The organism is Marmoricola sp. URHA0025 HA25, assembly GCF_054059435.1.
In genome coordinates, this window is sequence record NZ_JBSSCD010000001.1 from 561,555 (window position 1) to 580,982 (window position 19,428).

Here is a 19,428-nt window from a genome sequence, read left to right on the forward strand (position 1 = left end):
AATGACCGCCGATCCGGCCCCGACCTATCTAGACGACCGCCTGAGCCACTGGGCGCAGACGACACCCGACGCCGAGGCGGTCACCTACCTGGGACGGTCGTGGACCTGGGCCGAGTGGGACGACCGCGTACGCCGGCTCGCCGGAGCCCTGCGCGGCCTCGGGGTCGGCCGTGGAGACGTGGTGTCCTTCCTGGACAAGAACCATCCCGCGTGCCAGGAGCTCACCTTCGCCGCCGCCAGCCTGGGCGCGGCGAACGCCGTCATCAACTTCAGGCTCGCCGGCGACGAGGTCGACTACGCCGTCAACGACGCGGGCGCGAAGGTGCTCCTCGTCGGCAGCGAGCTGATGCCGCTCGTCGACAAGCTCCGCGACCGGCTGACGACCGTCGAGCACGTCATCGAGGTGACGCCGGACGGAGCCGACGGCGACGCGTACGAGGCCCTGCTCGCGGGCGCGACGCCGGTCGGCCGCGACCCGGAGATGGACCCCGACGACGTCTGCCTGGTCCTGTACTCCTCCGGCACCACCGGGCGCCCCAAGGGCGTGATGCTGAGCCAGCGCAACATGGTCGAGCACACGGTCAACGCCCACGACGGGTGGGCCTTCGATCCCGGCGACAAGAACCTCGTCGCGATGCCGCTGTTCCACGTCGGCGGCTCGTCGTACGTGCTCTTCGGGATCCACGACGGCGTGCCGAGCGTGATGACCCGCGACCCGGACGGTCCCTCGCTCGCCGGCGCGATCCTGCAGGGCGCCAACCGCACCTTCCTCGTGCCGGCCGTGCTCGCCCAGGTGCTGCAGAGCGGCCCGGACGCGGTCAAGCTCTTCGGGGCGCTCAAGACCTACACGTACGGCGCCGCGCCCATGCCGCTGCCGTTGCTGCGCGCCGCCATGGAGGCATGGCCGGGGACCGACTTCCTGCAGGTCTACGGCCTCACTGAGGTCAGTGGCGTGCTCACGCACCTGCTGCCCGACGCGCACCGCGACACCGAGCACCCGGAGCGACTTGTCTCTGCAGGCAAGTGCATCCCCCGGGCCGAGGTCCGCGTCGTCGATCCCGGCACCCTGGAGGACGTGCCCGCCGGTGAGCACGGCGAGCTGTGGTTCCGCACGCCCCAGCTCATGAAGGGCTACCTCAACAAGCCGGAGGCGACCGCGGAGGTGATCACCGACGACGGCTGGTTCCGCACCGGTGACATGGGCGTCGTCGACGCGGAGGGCTTCGTCTACGTGCAGGACAGGATCAAGGACATGATCATCTCGGGCGGGGAGAACATCTATTCGCCGGAGATCGAGCGCGTCCTCGCCGAGCACCCGGCCGTGATGGAGGTCGCGGTCATCGGCGTGCCCGACGACCGGTGGGGTGAGGCGGTCAAGGCCGTCGTCAGCCTGAATCCCGGCCAGACGGCGACCGAGGCCGAGCTCGTCGAGTTCAGCCGCGACCGGCTGGCGCACTACAAGTGCCCGAAGTCCGTGGACGTCGTCGACGCGCTGCCCCGCAACCCGACCGGCAAGATCCTCAAGCGCGACCTGCGCGCGCCGTACTGGTCCGGGCGCGACCGGCAGACGGTCTGAGCCCTGCGTCTCCTGAGTCTGAGAGGGTTCAGCCGTGCGCCTGCGTCCCCGACACTTCGACTGGAGCCTTCGCTCCTGCGGCCTGCACGGTCACGTCACCTACCGGCCCGACGAGCCGGCGCTGGCCGAGCGGCTCCGGGCCGACACCGTGGCCGGCGAGGCGTGGCGCTGCCTGCGCTGCGAGGCGTACGTCGCGGGCGCGCCCCACGGCAGCGGGCCCGCGGAGGACGCGCCGCTGGTCCTGCGCGGCCGGGCCCTGCGCGACGCGTTCATCCTCCGACTGCTGGCGCTGGAGAGGTTCATCCGGGGTCTGCTGCTGGTGGCCCTGTCCTACGGCATCCACCGGTTCAACGGCGCCCGCGACTCGCTGCAGCGCGTCTTCGACAACTACCTCCCGACGCTGACGCCGCTCGCCGACAAGCTCGGGATCGACCTGCAGTCGACCGGTCCGGTTCGGCTGATCGACAAGGCCCTGCACACAGCGCACGGGACCCTGACCTGGGTCTCGATCGGCGTCCTGGCCTACGGATGCCTGCAGCTGCTCGAGGGCATCGGCCTGTGGCTCCTGAAGCGCTGGGGCGAGTACGTCGCCGTGATCGGCACGTCGCTGTTCGTCCCCCTCGAGGTCTACGAGCTGCTCGAGAAGGTGACCTGGCTGCGGATCGTCGCGTTCGCGGTCAACATCTTTGCGGTCGTCTACCTCGTCTGGACCAAGCGGCTCTTCGGCGCGCGCGGCGGCCACGCGGCGTTCTCGGCAGAGCGCCACAGCGCCTCCCTGCTCGAGGTCGAGCGGGCGGCCGTCTCCCTCAGCTGAGTGCGTCGCGGCCCTCGACGTGGAGGGTGAGCTTCCTCAGGAGCCGGTTGAGGGTGACCAGCTCGCGGCGGCCGAGCGCGGCGCCGAGCTCCTCCTCGGCGCTCCCGCGCAGCGCCATCGCCCGGCGCCAGATGGCCGCGCCGGCCCTCGTGACCTCGACGTCGACCCGGCGCCGGTCGTCGGCCCCGGGCATCCGCTTGATCCAGCCACGCTTCTCCAGGCCGTCGAGGCGGCCGGTCATCCCGGCGTTGGAGACCCCGAGCTCCTGGGCCAGCGCACCCGGCGAGGCGTGGCCGGGCGTCTCCCGGATCATCAGCTTGTGCAGGGTGTCGTACTCGAAGTCCTGCAGTCCCGTCTCGGCGAGCGCGGCCTGCTTCGCCTCGCGGAGGTAGCGCGAGAGGTTGGCCAGCCGGACGGTCAGCGCCTCCACCTCGTCGTCGAAGCTGATGTCGATCCAGTGGTCGCGCCAGCGCTCGACGTGCAGGTCCGCAGCGTCCTTCGGCATGGCCCGATGGTAGCCGGAATACTTCGTTGACAAACAGTTCGCCAGCGAAATAACGTCGGTCGCATGCCCAGCCCTGACAGCCCGCTGCACCACCGGCCGTTCCGGTGGCTGCTGGCCGGCACGACGGTGAACAGCCTGGGCAACATGATCGCGCCCGTGGCCATCGCCTTCGCGGTCCTCGACCTCGGCGGCTCGGCGACGCAGCTCGGGCTGGTCGTGGGTGCCTATGCCCTGGCCGACGTGGTCGCCGTCCTGTGGGGCGGCGTGCTCGGCGACCGGCTGCCGAGGACCGTGATGATGCGGGGGGCCAACACCGCGGCCGCGGTGGTGCAGGGCCTGGTAGCGCTGAGCCTGCTCGGCGGCTGGGGGTCCCTGTGGCTGCTGGCCATCGGCGGCGCCGCCAACGGCGCGCTCGGCTCGCTCGCCGGCCCGAGCACCCAGGCCGTGACGCCGCAGACGGTCCCCGAGGGCTCGCTGCGCAAGGCGATCGCGCTGCGCCGGCTCAGCCAGAACTCCGCGATGATCGTCGGTAGCGGCGTCGCGGGCCTGATGGTGGCGTGGATCGGCACTGGTGGCGCCCTCGCGATCGACGCCGCCACCTTCCTGGTCGCGGCCGCGTGCTTCACCCGGCTGCACGTGCCGCCGCTGCCCGCCGCAGTCCGCTCCCGTGCGCTCGCGGAGGCGCGCGAGGGCTTCCGCGAGGTGATGCGGCACTCGTGGCTGTGGTCGCTGATCGCGATGGCGCTGGTCTACCACCTCTTCTACGGCGGCTCGCAGGGCGTCCTCGGGCCCATCGTCGTCGGCGACCACATCAGTCGTGCCGCGTGGGGCTACGCCCTGTCGGCGATGATGAGCGGCTTCGTCGCCGGCGGCCTGCTCAGCCTGGTGTGGAAGCCGCGCCGCGCGCTCGGCGTCGGTGAGCTCTTCCTGGTGCTGACCATCTGCTTCCCGCTCGCGATGGCGCTCTCCGACAACCTCTGGGTCGTCCTGGCCGGCGCCTTCCTGCACGGCTTCGGGCTGGAGATCTTCAGCGTCGGCTGGGACCTCTCCATCCAGGAGAACGTGCCGGCCCACATGCTCGCCCGCGTGTACTCCTTCGACCAGCTCGGCTCGTTCATCGCCCGTCCGGTCGGCCTTGCCCTCACTGGCCCGCTGGCGACCGCGTTCGGCGACCGCCACTGGCTGCTCGTCGTGGCCGCCGCCATGGCGGTCGCCGAGATCGCACCCTTCGCGATCCGTGAGGTACGCCGCCTCGAACGCCGGCCGCTCACCGAGGAGACGGTCGTCGTGGCTGCGCCCGCGACACCCTGAGCGTTGCGATCGCGTGTGGTTGGATCGGGACGTGCCGTCGCCGCTGGAACGCCTCACGGGCCGCCGCGGGACCGGGCGACCCGAGCCTGCGGCCGCGACGACGCCCTTCGAGCACGTCCAGCAGCTCACCTGGCCCGGTGAACCGCCCCGGCAGCGGTTCCTGCCGATGCTCCGGCGGGTGCTCGAGGACCAACCGGGCGCCCGGGTCGCGCTCGTCGCCGGACGGCAGCTGGACACGTGGGCCGAGCTGTTCGCCCGCGCCTGGCCCGAAGCCGACCTGGTGCTGGTGCGCCAGGACGACGACGCGTCCGAGACGCACGTGCGGCTGGCGCTCGCAGGACCCTTCGACCTGGTGCTCCAGGCCGCCGACACGACGGCGGTCGAGCAGGCCCGCACCTTCCAGCGGGTCTTCTTCCACCTCCGTGAGGGCGGCGTCTACCTCACCCCTGCGCTGCTGCCCCTGAGCGACGACGAGGCGGCCGAGGCGCGCCGGGCAGCCGATGCGTGGCTCGAGCACGAGAAGGCCTCGCGGCCGTGGCCCAACGAGGACGGCGCCCTGCTCCCGCCGTACGTGGGGGAGCTGTGGGACCTGGTGAGCGAGGGCCAGCGTGCCCGGCTGCGCAGGCCGGAGGACCGGCCCGAGCTGGTCGCTCGTGCCGCGGAGGTCCGCGGGCTCGCCCGTCATCTGGGCGACGTGCAGGTCCACGGCGTCTCGCTGCGGATCACCAACAGCCGGGCGACCGACGCCAAGCTCCGGGAGCCCGAGGCCGACACCGTGCTCCGCGCGCTGCCGGATCTCGGCCGGGAGGTCGAGGCCCTGCCTCCGACGCACCTCCGCGCCGGTGCGGGCTACCTGCACAACCTGCCGAGCGACCCCTGGTTCCGGCCCGAGCTGGACGTCCCCAAGCTCACCCTGCGCCAGTACGCCGAGCCGGTGCTCTCGCGCGGACAGGTGGTGACCAGCGGGCGGTTCGTGTGGCCGGACACCTACCGGCACCACCTCGCGCCCCACCTGCACAGCCGGTTCGTCGAGGAGTCGGGCCCGAGGTTCGGGCACCTGCGCCGGGACAGCTCCAAGGCCGAGCGGCTGCCGGGCAGCTGGTTCAACCTCGACTCGGAGTGGCCCGGACACTACGGGCACCTGCTCACCGAGGTCCTCGGGAAGATGTGGGCCTGGGACCGCGTCCGGGAGCTCGCACCCGACGTCAAGGTGCTCACCAGCGTCCCGACCGACCGCGACGACCTGGCGCTGCTGCCCTTCGAGGCGCAGGTCCTCGACGCGTTCGGGATCTCGGCCGGTGACGTCCACGTGGTCGACGGCCCGTGCCGGCCGGAGACCCTCTACTCGGCGACGTCGATGTTCTCCCTGCCCGACTACGTGCACCCCGACATGGCCCGGATCTGGGACCGGGTCGGCGACCACCTCGCGGCGCAGGCGCCTCCGGCAGACGGCCCGCGGCGGATCTTCTGCACCCGGCCGGTCGACCACAAGCGCAGCTGCACGAACGCCGGCGAGGTGGAGGAGCTCTTCGCACGGCACGGCTTCGAGGTGGTCCGCCCCGAGCTGCTGCCGCTGCCCGAGCAGGTGGCGCTGTTCCGCGGGGCCGAGGTGATCGGCGGCTTCGGCGGCAGCGCGGTGTTCACGTCGGCGCTGTGCAGCACCCCGAAGACCGTGGTCACGGTCGCGCCGACGTCGTACACCGCGCGCAACGAGCACCTCATCGCCGCCGTGCGCGGACACCGGATCATCAGCGCTTGGAGCGAGCCGCGGCTGCACCACCCCGAGGGCTGGTGGACGCAGCAGGCCTATGCGTCCGACTTCACCTTCGACCTCGACCGCGAGGGCCGCTGGCTCGACCAGCAGCTCGCCGGGCTCACCACGTCGTGAGCCCGGGCGTCACGCCCAGCGCTGCGCCGCCGGGGTGAAGTCGAGCGTCCGGGCCCCGGTGTAGATCTGCTTGGGCCGGGCGATCTTCTGCTCCTTGTCCTGGACCAGCTCGAGCCACTGGGCCAGCCAGCCCGGCGTGCGGCCGATCGCGAACAGCACCGTGAACATCTCCGGCGGGAACTGGAACGCCTCGTAGATCAGGCCGGAGTAGAAGTCCACGTTGGGGTAGAGCTTGCGCTTGACGAAGTACTCGTCCTCGAGCGCGATCTTCTCCAGCTCCAGGGCGATCTTCAGCAGCGGGTTGGTGCCGGTCACCTCGAAGACGTCCATGGCGGCCTGCTTGATGATCTTGGCCCGCGGGTCGTAGTTCTTGTAGACCCGGTGGCCGAAGCCCATCAACCGCTCGTTGCCGTTCTTCACGCCTTCGATGAACGCCGGAATGTTCTCCTTCGACCCGATCCGGCGCAGCATCCGGAGCACGGCCTCGTTGGCACCGCCGTGCAGCGGGCCGAAGAGAGCGCCCACGCCCGCCGCCACCGCGGAGTACGGGTCGACCTGGGTGGACCCCACCGAGCGCACGGCGTTCGTCGAGGCGTTCTGCTCGTGGTCGGCGTGCAGGATGAACAGCACGTCGAGAGCCTTGACCAGGCGCTCGTCGGCCTCGAACCGCTGCTCGCTCATCTTGAAAAGCATCGAGAGGAAGTTCGCGGTGTAGCCGAGCTCGTTGTCGGGGTAGATGTAGGGCTTGCCCTGCGCGTGCCGGAAGGCCCAGGCGCCGAGCGTCGGCATCTTCGCGATCATCCGGACGATCTGGATGTGCCGGTTGTCGGGGTCGGCGATGTTGCCCGACTCCGGGTAGAACGTCGACAGTGCGCCGACCGAGGCCATCAGCATGCCCATCGGGTGGGCGTCGTACCGGAAGCCCTGCATGAAGCCCTTGACGTTCTCGTGCACGAACGTGTGGTACGTGATCTCGTGCACCCAGCTGTCGTACTGCTGCTTGCTCGGCAGCTCGCCGTGGATGAGCAGGTAGGCGACCTCGAGGAAGTTCGACTTCTCGGCCAGCTGCTCGATCGGGTAGCCGCGGTACTCGAGGATGCCCTTGTCGCCGTCGATGAACGTGACCGCGCTCTTGCACGAGGCGGTGTTCACGAAGCCCGGGTCGTACGTCGCCAGGCCGGGCTCGTCCTCGGAGAGCCGGATCTGGCCGAGGTCCGCGGCCTTGATGGTGCCGTCCGAGATCGCGATCTCGTACTCGTTGCCGGTCCGGTTGTCGCGGACGGTCAGTGTCTGGTTGGCCTCGGTGGCGGCGTCGTCTGACACACGGACTCCTTCGCTCTCTCATCAGCGCAGCTGCGTCGGGCACCTGCTCAGGGCATCGTTTCCGGGTGCGGCGGGTGATGCGAATCCCCGACCAAACCTATGCCCGCCGCGGTGAGCGTCGCCAACGCGTCTCTCGTTTTGACCTCGGCGGCCGGACACCGGTAATCTGGTCCGTCGCGACTCCTGCCGCGCCATGCCTCCTGCACGGGGCCTGGTGCAGACCCGGATGGCCCTCTGACGAGGAAAGGCCGGGCAGTGTTCGTCAGAAGCCGCAGCAGCACCGCCGTCCCGGGGTCTCCCTGGATGGTTCACGAACGAGGAAGCAAGGCAGACACGTGCGTACGTACAGCCCCAAGCCCGCGGACATCCAGCGTGAGTGGCACGTCATCGACGCCACCGACGTCGTCCTGGGACGGCTCGCCGTCCAGGTCGCGAACCTGCTCCGTGGCAAGCACAAGACCATGTTCGCCCCGCACGTCGACACCGGTGACTTCGTCATCGTGGTGAACGCCTCGAAGGTGGCGCTCTCCGGCGACAAGGCGACCAAGAAGATGTCCTACCGCCACTCGGGCTACCCGGGCGGTCTGACCGCGACGCCCATCGGCGAGCTGCTGGAGAAGGACGCCCGCAAGGCCATCGAGAAGGCCGTCTGGGGCATGCTCCCCAAGAACCGCCTCGGCCGCCAGGTGATCAAGAAGCTCAAGGTGTACGCCGGGCCCGAGCACCCGCACCAGGCCCAGAAGGCCAAGCCGTTCGAGATCTCCCAGATCTCCCAGTAAGCATCCGACGAGATCGAGGATTTTGACGTGACCGAGAACGTGACCGAAGACCTGACCGGCGACGCCGAGGTCGAGGAGACCTACGAGACCAACGCGGAGGGTGTGGCCTACTCCTCCGAGAGCGCTCCGAGCGCCGACACCCCGGCCCGCCCCGCGACCATCGCCCCCGCCGCGGCCACGGGTCGCCGCAAGGAGGCCGTGGCGCGCGTCCGGATCGTCCCCGGCTCCGGCCAGTGGACGGTCAACGGCCGCACCCTGGAGTCCTACTTCCCCAACAAGCTGCACCAGCAGGTCGTGAACGAGCCGTTCGCGACGCTGCAGCTCGAGGGCCGCTTCGACGTGATCGCCCGCATCCACGGTGGCGGCATCACCGGGCAGGCCGGCGCGCTGCGCCTGGGCGTGGCCCGCTGCCTGAACGCGATCGACCTCGACGCCAACCGCCCGTCGCTGAAGAAGGCCGGTCTGCTGACTCGTGACGCGCGCGTCATCGAGCGCAAGAAGGCCGGTCTGAAGAAGGCGCGCAAGGCGCCGCAGTTCAGCAAGCGCTAATCGGAGCCTCGTCCTCCATGGCGAAGCTCTTCGGCACGGACGGGGTCCGGGGTCTGGCAAACGGTCTGTTGACCGCCGAGCTGGCCCTGGACCTCTCCGTTTCGGCGGCCCACGTGCTGGCCGAGCGGGGCACCTTCTCGGGCCATCGCCCGGTCGCCGTCGTCGGCCGGGACACCCGGATCTCCGGCCAGTTCCTCGAGGCCGCCGTGGTGGCCGGACTGGCGTCCGCCGGCATCGACGTACTGCTCCTCGGTGAGCTGCCCACCCCGGCCGTTGCCTACCTGACCGGGTCGCTGGGCGCCGATCTCGGCGTCGTGCTGTCGGCGTCCCACAACGCGATGCCGGACAACGGCATCAAGTTCCTGGCCCGCGGGGGAGTCAAGCTCGACGATGCCCTCGAGGTGGCCATCGAGCAGCGTCTCGAGGAGCCCTGGGAGCGGCCCACCGGAGCCGGCGTGGGCCGGGTGCGGTCCCACGAGACCGCGGTCGACGAGTACGCCGCGCACCTGGTCGGCACCGTGCGCAGCCTCGGAGAGGGTGGTCGAGCCCAGACGAGACCCAAGGTCGTGCTCGACTGCGCCCACGGCGCCGCGTCTGTCGCGGGGCCGAAGGCGCTGCGCGACGCCGGGGCCGACGTCGTCGCGATCTGCGCCGAGCCCGACGGGCTGAACATCAACGACGGCTGCGGCTCGACCCACCTCGACGTGCTCCAGAAGGCAGTCCTCGAGCACGGCGCCGACGTGGGGTTCGCCCTCGACGGCGACGCCGACCGGTGCCTGGCGGTCGATGCGTCCGGCGAGATCGTCGACGGTGACCAGATCCTCGCGATCCTCGCGCTGGCGATGCGCGAGCAGGGCCGGCTGGCCGGCGACACCGTGGTCGCGACGGTGATGTCCAACCTCGGGTTCGTGCACGCGATGGAGTCCACCGGCATCGTCGTCCGCCAGACCGCAGTCGGTGACCGCTACGTGCTCGAGGAGATGAAGGCCGGTGGCTTCACGCTCGGCGGCGAGCAGTCCGGCCACGTCATCATGAGCGAGCACGCCACCACCGGCGACGGCATCCTCACCGCCCTGCAGGTGCTCGACCGGATGGCCGCCACCGGCTCGACGATCGCCGAGCTGGCCGGCGTCATGGTGCGCCTCCCGCAGGTGCTGGTCAACGTGCCCGGCGTCGACAAGCGCCGGGCCGACACCGACCCCGAGCTCCTCGCGGCCGTCGCCCGCGCCGAGGCCGAGCTCGGCGACACCGGACGGGTCCTGCTGCGCTCCTCCGGCACGGAGCCACTGGTGCGGGTCATGGTCGAGGCCGAGACGGCCGACCACGCGAACGCCGTGGCCAACCGCCTCGCCGACGTGGTCCGCGAGCGGCTCGCGCTGTAGCTAGCCCCCGGTGGTCGAGCCCGTCGGAACCGCTTCCGGCTGCCCGACGCGGGCCTCGTGCTCCTCGGCGGTCTCGTCGCCGTGTCCGGGCCACCACGCGTAGTGCCCGATCAGCGCCGTCAGGGCCGGGGTGAAGAACATCGCCATCACGAAGGCGGCGATGAAGATGCCGAACGACAGCGCGAAGCCCATCGAGACGATCAGCGAGTTGCCGCCGAGCATCAGCGAGGCGAACGTGCCCGCGAGGATCACGCCGGCGGCCGCGATCGTCGGACCGGCGTGCTTCACCGCCTCGGCTGCGGCCTCGCGCGGGGCGCGCCCCTCCCGAGCCTCCTCGCGCAGTCGCGCGATCATCAAGATGTTGTAGTCGGTCCCGAGCGCCACCACGAACAGGTAGATGTAGATCGGCAGCAGGAAGATCAGGCCGCTGTCGCCCTTGAGGTGCTGGATCACGATCACCGTGGCGCCGAGGGTCGCCGCGAAGCCGAGGCCCACCGACACCATGAGGTACCACGGCGCCACCAGGCTGCGGAGCAGGAGCGCGAGGATCACCATGATCACCAGCGCCGCGATCGGGAACACCACGGCGTAGTCGCGGTTCATCGCCTTGTTCATGTCGACGAACACCGATGTGGTGCCGCCGACGTACGCCGTGTTCCCGGGACCGGCGGCCTCGTGCGCCGTCGTGCGGATCGGACCCTTGACGTCGGCGATCGCGGCGTCCGACCCGGGATCGTGGTCGAGGGTCACGCTGAAGGTGGCGGCCTTCGCATTCGCGGAGAGGACACCCGGCTCCACCTTCGCGACACCCTTGGCGCTCTCCAGCTGCTTCTGGAACGGGGACAGGGCACTGTCGGACAGGGCGCTCTTCGAGAGCAGCACCACGGTCAGCGGGTCGGTCGACCCGGGCGGGAGACCCTTCTGAAGGGTGTCGAGCGCCTTGGTCGACTCGACGTCCTTGGGCAGGCTCGAGTTGAAGTCGAAGGTCGGGTTGAACCCGAGGGCGAAGATCGCGAGCACGGCCAGGACCAGTCCGGACGCGGAGGCGAAGACGACCGGCCGGCGGCCGAGCTGGCGACCCACCGCGGCGAAACGGGCGCCCTCGGGCTCTCGCAGGTAGCGCTTCGACGGGAAGAACAGCGCCTTGCCCAGCACCGTGACGACGGCCGGGACAAGGGTGAGCGCCGCGAGCAGCGTGACCGCCACCGCGATCGCCAGCGCCGGTCCGATCGACCGGAAGATCCCCAGGGAGGACAGCACCAGTGCCATGAAGGCGACGATGACCGCGCCTCCGGCGGACGCGATGGCCTCGCCGGCGCGCTCCAGCGCCTGCTCCACGGACGCCCGGATGTCGTCTCCTGTGCGCAGGCGTTCGCGGTAGCGGAAGAGGAAGAACAAGATGTAGTCGGTGCCGATGCCGTAGAGCACGACGAAGAGGATGACCTCGATCGAGGAGTCGGCCTTCAGGTCGAACGCCTTGTTGGCCCAGCCGATCAGCCCCGTGGCGATCGTGCCGGCCAGGCCGACGAGGACCACGGGCATCAGGCAGATGATGATGCTGCGGAAGATCAGCGCCAGCAGCACGATGATGAGCAGGATCGTCGCCGCGCCGACGATCGCCAGTGTCTTGTTGCCGGACTCCTGGGAGTCGAGCTGCTGCGGTGCCGCGCCGGTCATCTGGACCTGCAGGTCGGTGCCGGCGACCAGCGGCTTGGCGTCCTTGCGCAGCTCCTTCGCGGCATCCATCGCCGGGGTGTCGAAACCGCTCTGGTCCTTCGCCAGTCCGACGACGCCGAGCTGGACCAGCTTGTTCTGCGAGGGCGGCTGCGTCGCCGCCGCCGAGAACACCTTGTGCAGCACGGCCTTGTCCTTGATCGCGGCGTCGAGCGCTCCGACGATCTCGGTCACCTTCGCCGAGTCGGCCGCGGTCAGCTTGCCGCCGTCGCGCCGGTCGAAGACCATCACCGCGCCGGGCTGGAACTGCGAGGGGAACTCGTCGTCCTGGACCTGTGCGGCCCGGATCGACTCGTAGTGCTTCGGGAGGAACTCCGACTCGTCCTGCGTCGAGGTCAGCGAGGGCGCGAACGAGACGACGAGGACAGCCAGGACCACCCACGCCGCGATGACGTACCAGCGGAAACGAGTTACGAAACGTCCAAGGGCAGCAAACATGAGCCGCAGCGTACTGGGACCGCTCACGCGAGACGAATCCATTCTCCCGGCGGGCGCACGGCCTAGGGTGCCTCGGGTGAACTTCATTCTGGTTTCCCGGCCGGTGCCCGAGGTCGCCGTCGTGACGCTGAACCGGCCGGAGCGGATGAATGCGATGGCGTTCGACGTGATGGTGCCCTTCCGTGAGCAGCTCGTCGAGATCGGGCACGACAACTCCGTGCGTGCCGTCGTCGTGACCGGAGCGGGCCGCGGGTTCTGCTCCGGCGCCGACCAGCAGTCCGCCGGTACGCCGCCGTACGTCGAGGGCCTGACCCGGCCCACGCACGCGCTCCGCTCGATGGAGCTCCTCGAGGACATCACCCTCACGCTGCGACGCCTGCACCAGCCGGTGATCGCCGCGGTCAACGGGGCCGCGATCGGAGGCGGTCTGTGCCTCGCCCTCGCGTGCGACATCCGGCTCGCGGGGCCGGAGGCCTACTTCCGCGCGGCCGGGATCAACAACGGCCTCACCGCCAGCGAGCTCGGCCTCTCCTACCTGCTGCCGCGTGCGATCGGGTCTTCGCGCGCAGCGGAGATCATGCTCACCGGCCGCGACGTCGACGCGGAGGAGGCAGCCGCGATCGGCCTGGTGAGCCGGGTGACCGACGACGTCGTCGGCGCCGCGGTCGAGATGGGTCGACGCATCGCCGGCTGGTCGCAGCCGGGCGTCGAGCTCACCAAGCGCACGCTCGTCTCCGGCCTCGACGCCTCGTCGCTCGAGGGCCACATGCAGGCGGAGGGCCTCGGCCAGCTCTACCTGCGGATCCTCACCGACAACTTCGAGGAGGCGACCCGGGCCCGCAAGGAGGGCAGGGCGCCCAGGTTCCGCGACGCTCGCTGACGGGCGCTCGCGCGTCGGTCACTCCGCGCGGGTCAGCACCGTCACGGCGTACTCGTCGCCGGGGTCTGCCAGCTCGTAGCTGCCGAAGCGGTGCTGGATGCGGAGGCCCACGGCGACCACATCGGCGGCGTACTCGTCGTACGGGTAGTCGCGGGCGTTGCCGTGCGTGCGGGTCGGATGGAAGCCGACCAGGATCCGGCCGCCGGGCGCGAGCAGGTCGCGCAGCGTCGCGAGCGCACGGCGCTCGGTGTCCGGGGCGAGCAGCACGATCACGTTGCCGACCAGGACCACCAGGTCGTACGCCGTCGGCCGGCCCGCCTCGGCGAGCAGCTCGGGGGAGAGCGCGAGGATGTCGGTGCGGACCATCGGGAGGTCGGGGTACCGCTCCGCGGCCATGGCAACCAGGTCCGGGTCCTTCTCGGCGGCCACCACGGTGTGTCCGCGGGCCTGCAGCGCCGCACCGATCCGGCCGAAGCCGGCACCGGCATCGAGCACTGTCGAGCCGCGCGAAAGCATCGCGTCGGCGATGCGTGCCTCGCCCTCGATGTCGGCGCCGGACTCGATCAGCTGGGTGAAGTGGACGGCGAACCCGCCGTTCTCGCCGGTCTCCCACCGGGTCGGGGGCAGGTCGCTCACGGTCGCCCTGCGAACGGCGAGAAGGGGCGGGGGACGGCAGCGCCGTCGATCGTGAGGTCGGTGCGCTCGACCCAGAAGCAGAGCAGGTCCTTGACCGGCAGGGCGTCGTGCAGCGGATCGGGGTAGGACCACGCGATGTCGCGGCCGTCGTCCGGACCTCCGGCGGCGTCGACCAGGGACCAGTACGACGCCCGGCCCTTGTAGGCGCAGACGCTGTGCGCCTTGCTCGGCTCGAGGAGGTCGGTGCGGACGTCGGCGGACGGGAGGTACCAGCGCGGAGGCAGGCTGGTCTCCAGCAGCAGCACACCGCGAGAGGAGTCGGCGAGGACCTGGTCGCCGAACGACACCTGCACGCGTCGGGCGCTCGCCAGCGTCTTGATCCGCTTGAACGGGTCCTGGGCGTGGCCGGTCATCACCGTCGCCTCCTCCACCCACTCGAACGCGTCCCAGTCGAGGAGGACGTGGTCGGCCAGGTCCGGGTCGGCGAGCACGAAGCCGGCCTGCTCGACCAACGTGTCACCGATGCGGAGCGTGACGACCGTCCCCGGCGCGAGGTGCGGCCCGAACTGCCCCGGAGCCAGCACCGGGGGTGCAGCGGCCGGGTCGTCGGCGGGCACGTCCAGCTCGACGAGCTCCGCGCGGAGGTCGGCCCGCGGCACGGCGTACGACGGGACGACGCGGCGGGGCTCCCAGACCAGCACGGCGCCGGTGGTCTCGGCGACCACGACGTCGCCGAGCGAGATCCGGATCCGCTGGGTCACCGGCTCGTAGCGGAGCTCCTCGTGCAGTCCGGCGAGCGCCTTGCGCATCTGTGTGGCCATGAGCCGAGGGTAGGAGAGACCGCGCGCCTGTCCTAGAGCTTCCGGAGGCGGACCCAGCGCACCGAGTGGTCGTGGTCCTTGCGCAGGACCAGCGTCGCCCGTGACCTGGTCGGCGCGACGTTGCTGGTCAGGTTCGGGCCGTTGATCTCGTCCCAGATCCGGCTGGCCTCGGCGACGGCGTCGTCCCGGGACAGGCCGGCGTACTTCGCGAAGTACGACGCGGGGTCGCGGAACGCCGTCTCGCGAAGCCGCAGGAAGCGGTCGGTGTACCACTGCCGGATGTCGTTGGTCGCCGCGTCGACGTAGATGCTGAAGTCGAAGAAGTCGCTCACCGCCAGCCCGGTGCGGCCGTCGGCGCCGACCTTGGGAGGCTGCAGCACGTTCAGCCCCTCGACGATCACCACGTCGGGTCGGCGGACGACCACCCTCTCCTCGGTCACGTCGTAGGTGAGGTGGGAGTAGACCGGGGCGTCCACCTCGTCGCGGCCGGACTTGATGTCGATCACGAACTTCAGCAGCGCCTTGCGGTCGTAGGACTCCGGGAAGCCCTTGCGATGCATGAGGCCGCGGCGCTCGAGCTCCGCGTTGGGGTAGAGGAAGCCGTCGGTGGTCACCAGCGCGACCTCAGGGTGGGCCGGCCAGTGGGCGAGCATCTGCTGCAGCACGCGGGCGGTCGTCGACTTCCCGACCGCGACCGAGCCGGCGAGGCCCACCACGAACGGGGTGCGCGGCGGCTGCGGCCGGTCGAGGAAGGACTCCTGTGCCCGGTGGAGCGAGCCCGCAGCCTCGACGTACAGGCTGAGCAGCCGCGACAGCGGGAGGTACACCGCCTGGACCTCGTCGATGTCGAGCTGGTCGCCGAGACCGCGCACGCGCTCGATCTCCAGCTCCGAGAGCGGCTGGTCGGTGTGGGCCCCGAGCTCGGCCCAGTCGTCCCGGTCCAGCTCGACGTACGGCGAGGCCTCGTTCGCCTGCGGATCGCGCCCAGGAGCGCGCCCAGGAATGCGCGCAGCGCCGTTGGCCATGCGCTGATTGTTCCAGCACCGGGCGCCCACCCGGCGGGCGGCCGGGGTCGGGCTGCCCGGCCCGTAGACTTCGGCCCATGTGCGGGATCGTGGGATACGTCGGCGAGAAGCAGGCGCGCGACGTGGTCGTCGAGGGGCTGCGCCGCCTCGAGTACCGCGGCTACGACTCCGCCGGGATCGCCCTCATCGGCAGCGCGGACGGCGTCCTGAGCGTCGACAAGCGGGCGGGCAAGCTCGCCAACCTGGAGAAGGCCATCGAGGAGTCCCCGCTGCCGCCTTCGACCACCGGCATCGGCCACACCCGCTGGGCGACCCACGGGGCGCCCAACGACCTGAACGCGCACCCGCACCTCGGGGCGCACGGACGCGTGGCCGTCGTGCACAACGGCATCATCGAGAACTTCGCCCGGCTGCGCGACGAGCTCGAGCGCGCCGGCCACGAGCTCGTCTCCGAGACCGACACCGAGGTCACCGCTCACCTCCTCGAGACCGAGGTCGAGGCCGGTCACGACCTGACCGTCGCGATGCAGAACGTCTGCCGCCGGCTCGAGGGTGCCTTCACGCTCGTCGCCGTCGACGCGCACGACGCCGCACGCGTGGTCGCTGCCCGCCGCAACTCGCCACTCGTGGTGGGCCTGGGCGAGGGCGAGAACTTCATCGGCTCCGACGTCGCGGCCTTCATCGAGCACACCCGCGAGGCGCTCGAGCTCGGCCAGGACCAGGTCGTCACGATCACCCGTGACGGCGCCGAGGTCACCGACTTCGACGGCAACGCCGCCGAAGGGCGTCGCTACCACGTGGACTGGGACCTCGCAGCCGCCGAGAAGGGCGGCTTCGACTGGTTCATGCGCAAGGAGATCTTCGAGCAGCCGCGGGCGATCGCCGACGCGCTCCTGGGCCGGCACGACGAGGACGGTCAGCTCCAGCTCGACGAGGTGCGGATCAGCGACGACGAGCTGCGCGAGGTCGACAAGATCATCATCGTCGGCTGCGGCACGGCCAACTACGCGGGCCTGGTCGCCAAGTACGCGATCGAGCACTGGACCCGGATTCCGTGCGAGGTGGAGCTCGCCCACGAGTTCCGCTACCGCGACCCGATCCTCACCCGCAACACCCTCGTCGTGGCGATCAGCCAGTCCGGCGAGACCGCCGACACGCTGATGGCGATCCGGCACGCGGTCAAGCAGCGGGCGCGCGTCCTCGCCATCTGCAACACCAACGGCTCCACCATCCCGCGCGAGTCCGACGCCGTCATCTACACCCACGCCGGCCCCGAGATCGGCGTCGCCTCCACCAAGGGCTTCCTGACCCAGCTGATCGCGTGCTACCTGCTGGGCCTCTACCTCGCGCAGGTCCGCGGCACGAAGTACGGCGACGAGATCACCGGCATCGTCCGCGAGCTGGCTCAGATGCCCGACAACGTGCAGACGGTGCTGGACCACTCCGAGGCGATCTACGCGCTCGCCGAGCGGTTCAAGGACGCCCGTTCGGTGCTGTTCCTCGGCCGGCACGCCGGCTTCCCGGTCGCCCTGGAGGGCGCCCTGAAGCTCAAGGAGCTCGCCTACATCCACGCCGAGGGGTTCGCTGCCGGCGAGCTCAAGCACGGGCCGATCGCGCTCATCGAGGAGGGGCTGCCGGTCTTCTGCGTCGTGCCGCCCCGGGGCCGCGACCAGCTGCACGACAAGATGATCAGCGCGATCCAGGAGGTACGGGCGCGCGGTGCACTCACGATCGTGCTGGCCGAGGCGGGCGATGAGGAGGTGGCGCCGTACGCCGACGTGCTGATCGGCCTGCCGACGGTGCCGACGCTCCTCCAGCCGGTGGTCGCGACCGTGCCGCTGCAGCTGTTCGCCTGCGAGCTGGCGACCCGGATGGGCCACGACGTCGACCAGCCGCGCAACCTCGCCAAGTCCGTCACCGTCGAGTAGCGGCCGTGATCATCGGCGTCGGCATCGACGTGGTCGAGCTCGTGCGCTTCGAGGCCTCGCTCGCCCGCACGCCGGCCCTGCGCGACAAGCTGTTCACCGCCGCCGAGGCGACCTTGCCGATGCAGTCCCTCGCCGCGCGGTTCGCGGCGAAGGAGGCTCTCGCGAAGGCGCTCGGTGCCCCCGCCGGCCTGCACTGGCACGACGCCGAGGTCGTCTCGCTGCCCTCGGGTGACCCGACCTTCGAGCTGCGCGGCACCGTGCTCGCCCGCGCCACCGAGCTGGGCGCCACCGGCACCCACCTCTCCCTGAGCCACGACGGCGGTATCGCCAGCGCCGTGGTCATCCTGGAACGTTGAGTTGGGAGAAACCGACCATCGAGTGGGGAGAAACGGCCGCCCAGTGAGGCCAGGAACACCCAACTCGACGGTCAGGGAGGCCCAACTCAACATAATGGGGGGATGCGGGCAGCACACAGCGTCGAGCAGGTTCGGGCGGCAGAAGGGGCGCTGATGGCGCAGCTGCCCGCGGGGACGCTGATGCAGCGGGCGGCGTACGGGCTGGCGACGGCGGTGGCGGACCTTCTCGACGGCGTGTACGGCGCCCGGGTGCTGCTGTTGGTCGGCTCCGGGGACAACGGCGGCGATGCCCTGTACGCCGGGGCGCTGCTCGCCCGACGGGGTGCCAAGGTCGAGGCGCTGCTGCTCGGCTCGCGGACCCACGAGGCGGGCCTGGCCGAATTCACGGCCAGGGGCGGCCGGGTGGTGACGCTCGAGACGGCCCACGATCCCGATGTCCTGGTCGACGGCATCGTCGGCATCGGCGGCAAGCCCGGGCTGAGGCCCGAGGCGGAGGCTGCCGTGACCCGGTTCCCGCGCGCGGTCGTCGTGGCCGTGGACGTGCCGTCGGGAGTCGACGTCGACACCGGCGAGCTCGACGGCCCGCACGTCCGCGCCGACGTCACGGTCACCTTCGGCACCCACAAGGGCTGTCATCTCCTCGACCCGGCTGCTGAAGCCGCGGGTGTCGTGACCCTGGTCGACCTCGGGCTCGACCTCCCCGAGCCGACCGTGACCGCCCTGCAGGCCGATGACGTGGCCCGGATGCTCCCGGTGCCGCGGCCGTTCGACCACAAGTACACCCGCGGCGTGGTCGGCGTACGGGCCGGCTCCGCGATGTACCCCGGCGCGGCCGTGCTCTGCACCTCCGGAGCATCATCCGGTCTCGCCGGCATGGTCCGGTACGCCGGCGAGGCGGCCGACGCCGTGCGCGCCCGTCATCCCGGCGTCGTGGTCGGCGAGGGACGGGTCCAGGCCTGGGTGGTCGGCTCCGGTGGTGACGACCAGGCGGCCACTGCTCTCGGCCTCTCGCTCGCCGACGAGGTGCCCGTCGTGGTCGACGCCGACGGGCTGCAGCACGTCGTGCCCGGCCGCTCCCGCAACCTCGTGCTCACGCCCCATGCCGGCGAGCTCGCCCGGATGCTCGACGCCGAGCGCGCCGACGTCGAGGCGCGCCAGCTCGCACATGCACGCGCAGCCGCGCAGAAGTACGACGCCGTGGTGCTGCTCAAGGGCCGGCACTCCCTGGTCGTCGCGCCGGACGGGCCGGCGGCGGTGACGACGAGCGGCGTCGCCTGGCTCGCCGTCGCCGGAGCGGGCGACGTGCTCTCCGGGGTCATCGGCTCGCTGCTCGCGACGGGGCTGTCGCCCTTCGACGCCGCGACGGTGGGGTCCTGGCTGCACGGCGCCGCGGCGACGCTCGCCGGGCGCGGTGGCCCGGTGACGCCCGAGGGTGTCGCGGACGCCGTCCCGCTGGTGGTGCAGGCGCTCATCGCCTGACCTG

Annotated in this window: 17 protein-coding genes; 11 read left to right on the forward strand and 6 right to left on the reverse strand. The window is 71.0% G+C overall.

Translation table 11 applies throughout. The features are described from left to right. Nucleotide 1: 1 nt before the first annotated feature. Both ACVW00_RS02665 and ACVW00_RS02670 read left to right on the forward strand, forming a co-directional pair. Nucleotides 2-1,576, forward strand: a complete 1,575-nt coding sequence (locus tag ACVW00_RS02665; RefSeq protein WP_457109353.1) for a long-chain-fatty-acid--CoA ligase — start codon at nt 2-4, stop codon at nt 1,574-1,576. Between the two features lie 34 nt (nt 1,577-1,610). Beyond that, nucleotides 1,611-2,390: a DUF2127 domain-containing protein gene (locus ACVW00_RS02670; protein WP_457109354.1), complete on the forward strand. Its 780-nt coding sequence runs from the start codon at nt 1,611-1,613 to the stop codon at nt 2,388-2,390. On the opposite strand, the gene ACVW00_RS02675 is transcribed toward ACVW00_RS02670, so the two are convergent. After that, nucleotides 2,383-2,895, reverse strand: a complete 513-nt coding sequence (locus ACVW00_RS02675; protein ID WP_457109355.1) for a MarR family winged helix-turn-helix transcriptional regulator — start codon at nt 2,893-2,895, stop codon at nt 2,383-2,385. The two genes, ACVW00_RS02670 and ACVW00_RS02675, sit on opposite strands and share 8 nt — an antisense overlap. A gap of 63 nt (nt 2,896-2,958) precedes the next feature. Here ACVW00_RS02675 and ACVW00_RS02680 point away from each other — a divergent pair, with 63 nt between their 5' ends. Beyond that, entirely contained in the window at nt 2,959-4,206 is a 1,248-nt protein-coding gene (locus ACVW00_RS02680; RefSeq protein WP_457109356.1) for an MFS transporter, read from the forward strand. Between the two features lie 31 nt (nt 4,207-4,237). After that, the gene (locus ACVW00_RS02685; RefSeq protein ID WP_457109357.1) at nt 4,238-6,094 is read left to right on the forward strand and encodes a glycosyltransferase 61 family protein; all 1,857 of its coding nucleotides are present in this window, start codon (nt 4,238-4,240) and stop codon (nt 6,092-6,094) included. Between the two features lie 9 nt (nt 6,095-6,103). On the opposite strand, the gene ACVW00_RS02690 is transcribed toward ACVW00_RS02685, so the two are convergent. Further along, a complete protein-coding gene (locus ACVW00_RS02690) occupies nt 6,104-7,417 on the reverse strand; it encodes a citrate synthase (RefSeq protein WP_457109358.1) in 1,314 nt (437 codons plus the stop codon). A gap of 335 nt (nt 7,418-7,752) precedes the next feature. On the opposite strand from ACVW00_RS02690, the gene rplM reads away from it, so the two are divergent. From rplM to glmM, 3 genes are read left to right on the forward strand one after another with little or no spacing between them, the layout of a single operon-like run. Further along, a complete protein-coding gene (gene rplM / locus ACVW00_RS02695) occupies nt 7,753-8,196 on the forward strand; it encodes a 50S ribosomal protein L13 (protein WP_457109359.1) in 444 nt (147 codons plus the stop codon). A 27-nt stretch (nt 8,197-8,223) separates the two neighbouring features. Continuing rightward, nucleotides 8,224-8,745, forward strand: a complete 522-nt coding sequence (gene rpsI / locus ACVW00_RS02700; protein WP_457109360.1) for a 30S ribosomal protein S9 — start codon at nt 8,224-8,226, stop codon at nt 8,743-8,745. Between the two features lie 17 nt (nt 8,746-8,762). Further along, nucleotides 8,763-10,127, forward strand: a complete 1,365-nt coding sequence (gene glmM / locus ACVW00_RS02705) for a phosphoglucosamine mutase (RefSeq protein ID WP_457109361.1) — start codon at nt 8,763-8,765, stop codon at nt 10,125-10,127. Here glmM and ACVW00_RS02710 read toward each other — a convergent pair whose 3' ends face one another. Next, the gene (locus ACVW00_RS02710; protein ID WP_457109362.1) at nt 10,128-12,299 is read right to left on the reverse strand and encodes an MMPL family transporter; all 2,172 of its coding nucleotides are present in this window, start codon (nt 12,297-12,299) and stop codon (nt 10,128-10,130) included. Nucleotides 12,300-12,375: 76 nt separating this feature from the next. Between ACVW00_RS02710 and ACVW00_RS02715 the strand changes: the two genes are divergently transcribed. Continuing rightward, complete coding sequence (locus ACVW00_RS02715; protein WP_457109363.1) at nt 12,376-13,179, forward strand: enoyl-CoA hydratase; 804 nt, start codon at nt 12,376-12,378, stop codon at nt 13,177-13,179. A gap of 18 nt (nt 13,180-13,197) precedes the next feature. On the opposite strand, the gene ACVW00_RS02720 is transcribed toward ACVW00_RS02715, so the two are convergent. Genes ACVW00_RS02720 through coaA form a run of 3 tightly spaced genes read right to left on the reverse strand, consistent with a single transcriptional unit; the run spans nt 13,198 to nt 15,661 of the window. Then, a complete protein-coding gene (locus ACVW00_RS02720) occupies nt 13,198-13,815 on the reverse strand; it encodes a class I SAM-dependent methyltransferase (RefSeq protein WP_457109364.1) in 618 nt (205 codons plus the stop codon). Further along, a complete protein-coding gene (locus tag ACVW00_RS02725; RefSeq protein ID WP_457109365.1) occupies nt 13,812-14,636 on the reverse strand; it encodes a DUF427 domain-containing protein in 825 nt (274 codons plus the stop codon). Before ACVW00_RS02725 ends, ACVW00_RS02720 begins: the two co-directional genes overlap by 4 nt. 32 nt (nt 14,637-14,668) lie before the next feature. Beyond that, the gene (gene coaA, locus ACVW00_RS02730; RefSeq protein ID WP_457109366.1) at nt 14,669-15,661 is read right to left on the reverse strand and encodes a type I pantothenate kinase; all 993 of its coding nucleotides are present in this window, start codon (nt 15,659-15,661) and stop codon (nt 14,669-14,671) included. 77 nt (nt 15,662-15,738) lie between these two features. Here coaA and glmS point away from each other — a divergent pair, with 77 nt between their 5' ends. From glmS to ACVW00_RS02745, 3 genes are all read left to right on the forward strand, one after another. Then, nucleotides 15,739-17,589, forward strand: a complete 1,851-nt coding sequence (gene glmS / locus ACVW00_RS02735; protein ID WP_457109367.1) for a glutamine--fructose-6-phosphate transaminase (isomerizing) — start codon at nt 15,739-15,741, stop codon at nt 17,587-17,589. A 5-nt stretch (nt 17,590-17,594) separates the two neighbouring features. Beyond that, on the forward strand, nt 17,595-17,945 hold the full coding sequence (locus ACVW00_RS02740) for a holo-ACP synthase (protein ID WP_457109368.1): 351 nt from the start codon (nt 17,595-17,597) through the stop codon (nt 17,943-17,945). A gap of 102 nt (nt 17,946-18,047) precedes the next feature. Then, nucleotides 18,048-19,424, forward strand: a complete 1,377-nt coding sequence (locus ACVW00_RS02745) for an NAD(P)H-hydrate dehydratase (RefSeq protein WP_457109369.1) — start codon at nt 18,048-18,050, stop codon at nt 19,422-19,424. The last annotated feature ends 4 nt before the right edge of the window (nt 19,425-19,428 follow it).

What these genes read in the sequence shown, in the direction of transcription:
- ACVW00_RS02725 (WP_457109365.1), bottom strand. Translation starts at nt 14,636, where the DNA reads ATGGCCACACAGATGCGCAAGGCGCTCGCCGGACTGCACGAGGAGCTC.
- glmM (WP_457109361.1), top strand. Translation starts at nt 8,763, where the DNA reads ATGGCGAAGCTCTTCGGCACGGACGGGGTCCGGGGTCTGGCAAACGGT.
- ACVW00_RS02675 (WP_457109355.1), bottom strand. Translation starts at nt 2,895, where the DNA reads ATGCCGAAGGACGCTGCGGACCTGCACGTCGAGCGCTGGCGCGACCAC.
- ACVW00_RS02665 (WP_457109353.1), top strand. Translation starts at nt 2, where the DNA reads ATGACCGCCGATCCGGCCCCGACCTATCTAGACGACCGCCTGAGCCAC.
- ACVW00_RS02680 (WP_457109356.1), top strand. Translation starts at nt 2,959, where the DNA reads ATGCCCAGCCCTGACAGCCCGCTGCACCACCGGCCGTTCCGGTGGCTG.
- coaA (WP_457109366.1), bottom strand. Translation starts at nt 15,661, where the DNA reads ATGGCCAACGGCGCTGCGCGCATTCCTGGGCGCGCTCCTGGGCGCGAT.
- ACVW00_RS02745 (WP_457109369.1), top strand. Translation starts at nt 18,048, where the DNA reads ATGCGGGCAGCACACAGCGTCGAGCAGGTTCGGGCGGCAGAAGGGGCG.
- glmS (WP_457109367.1), top strand. Translation starts at nt 15,739, where the DNA reads ATGTGCGGGATCGTGGGATACGTCGGCGAGAAGCAGGCGCGCGACGTG.
- ACVW00_RS02710 (WP_457109362.1), bottom strand. Translation starts at nt 12,299, where the DNA reads ATGTTTGCTGCCCTTGGACGTTTCGTAACTCGTTTCCGCTGGTACGTC.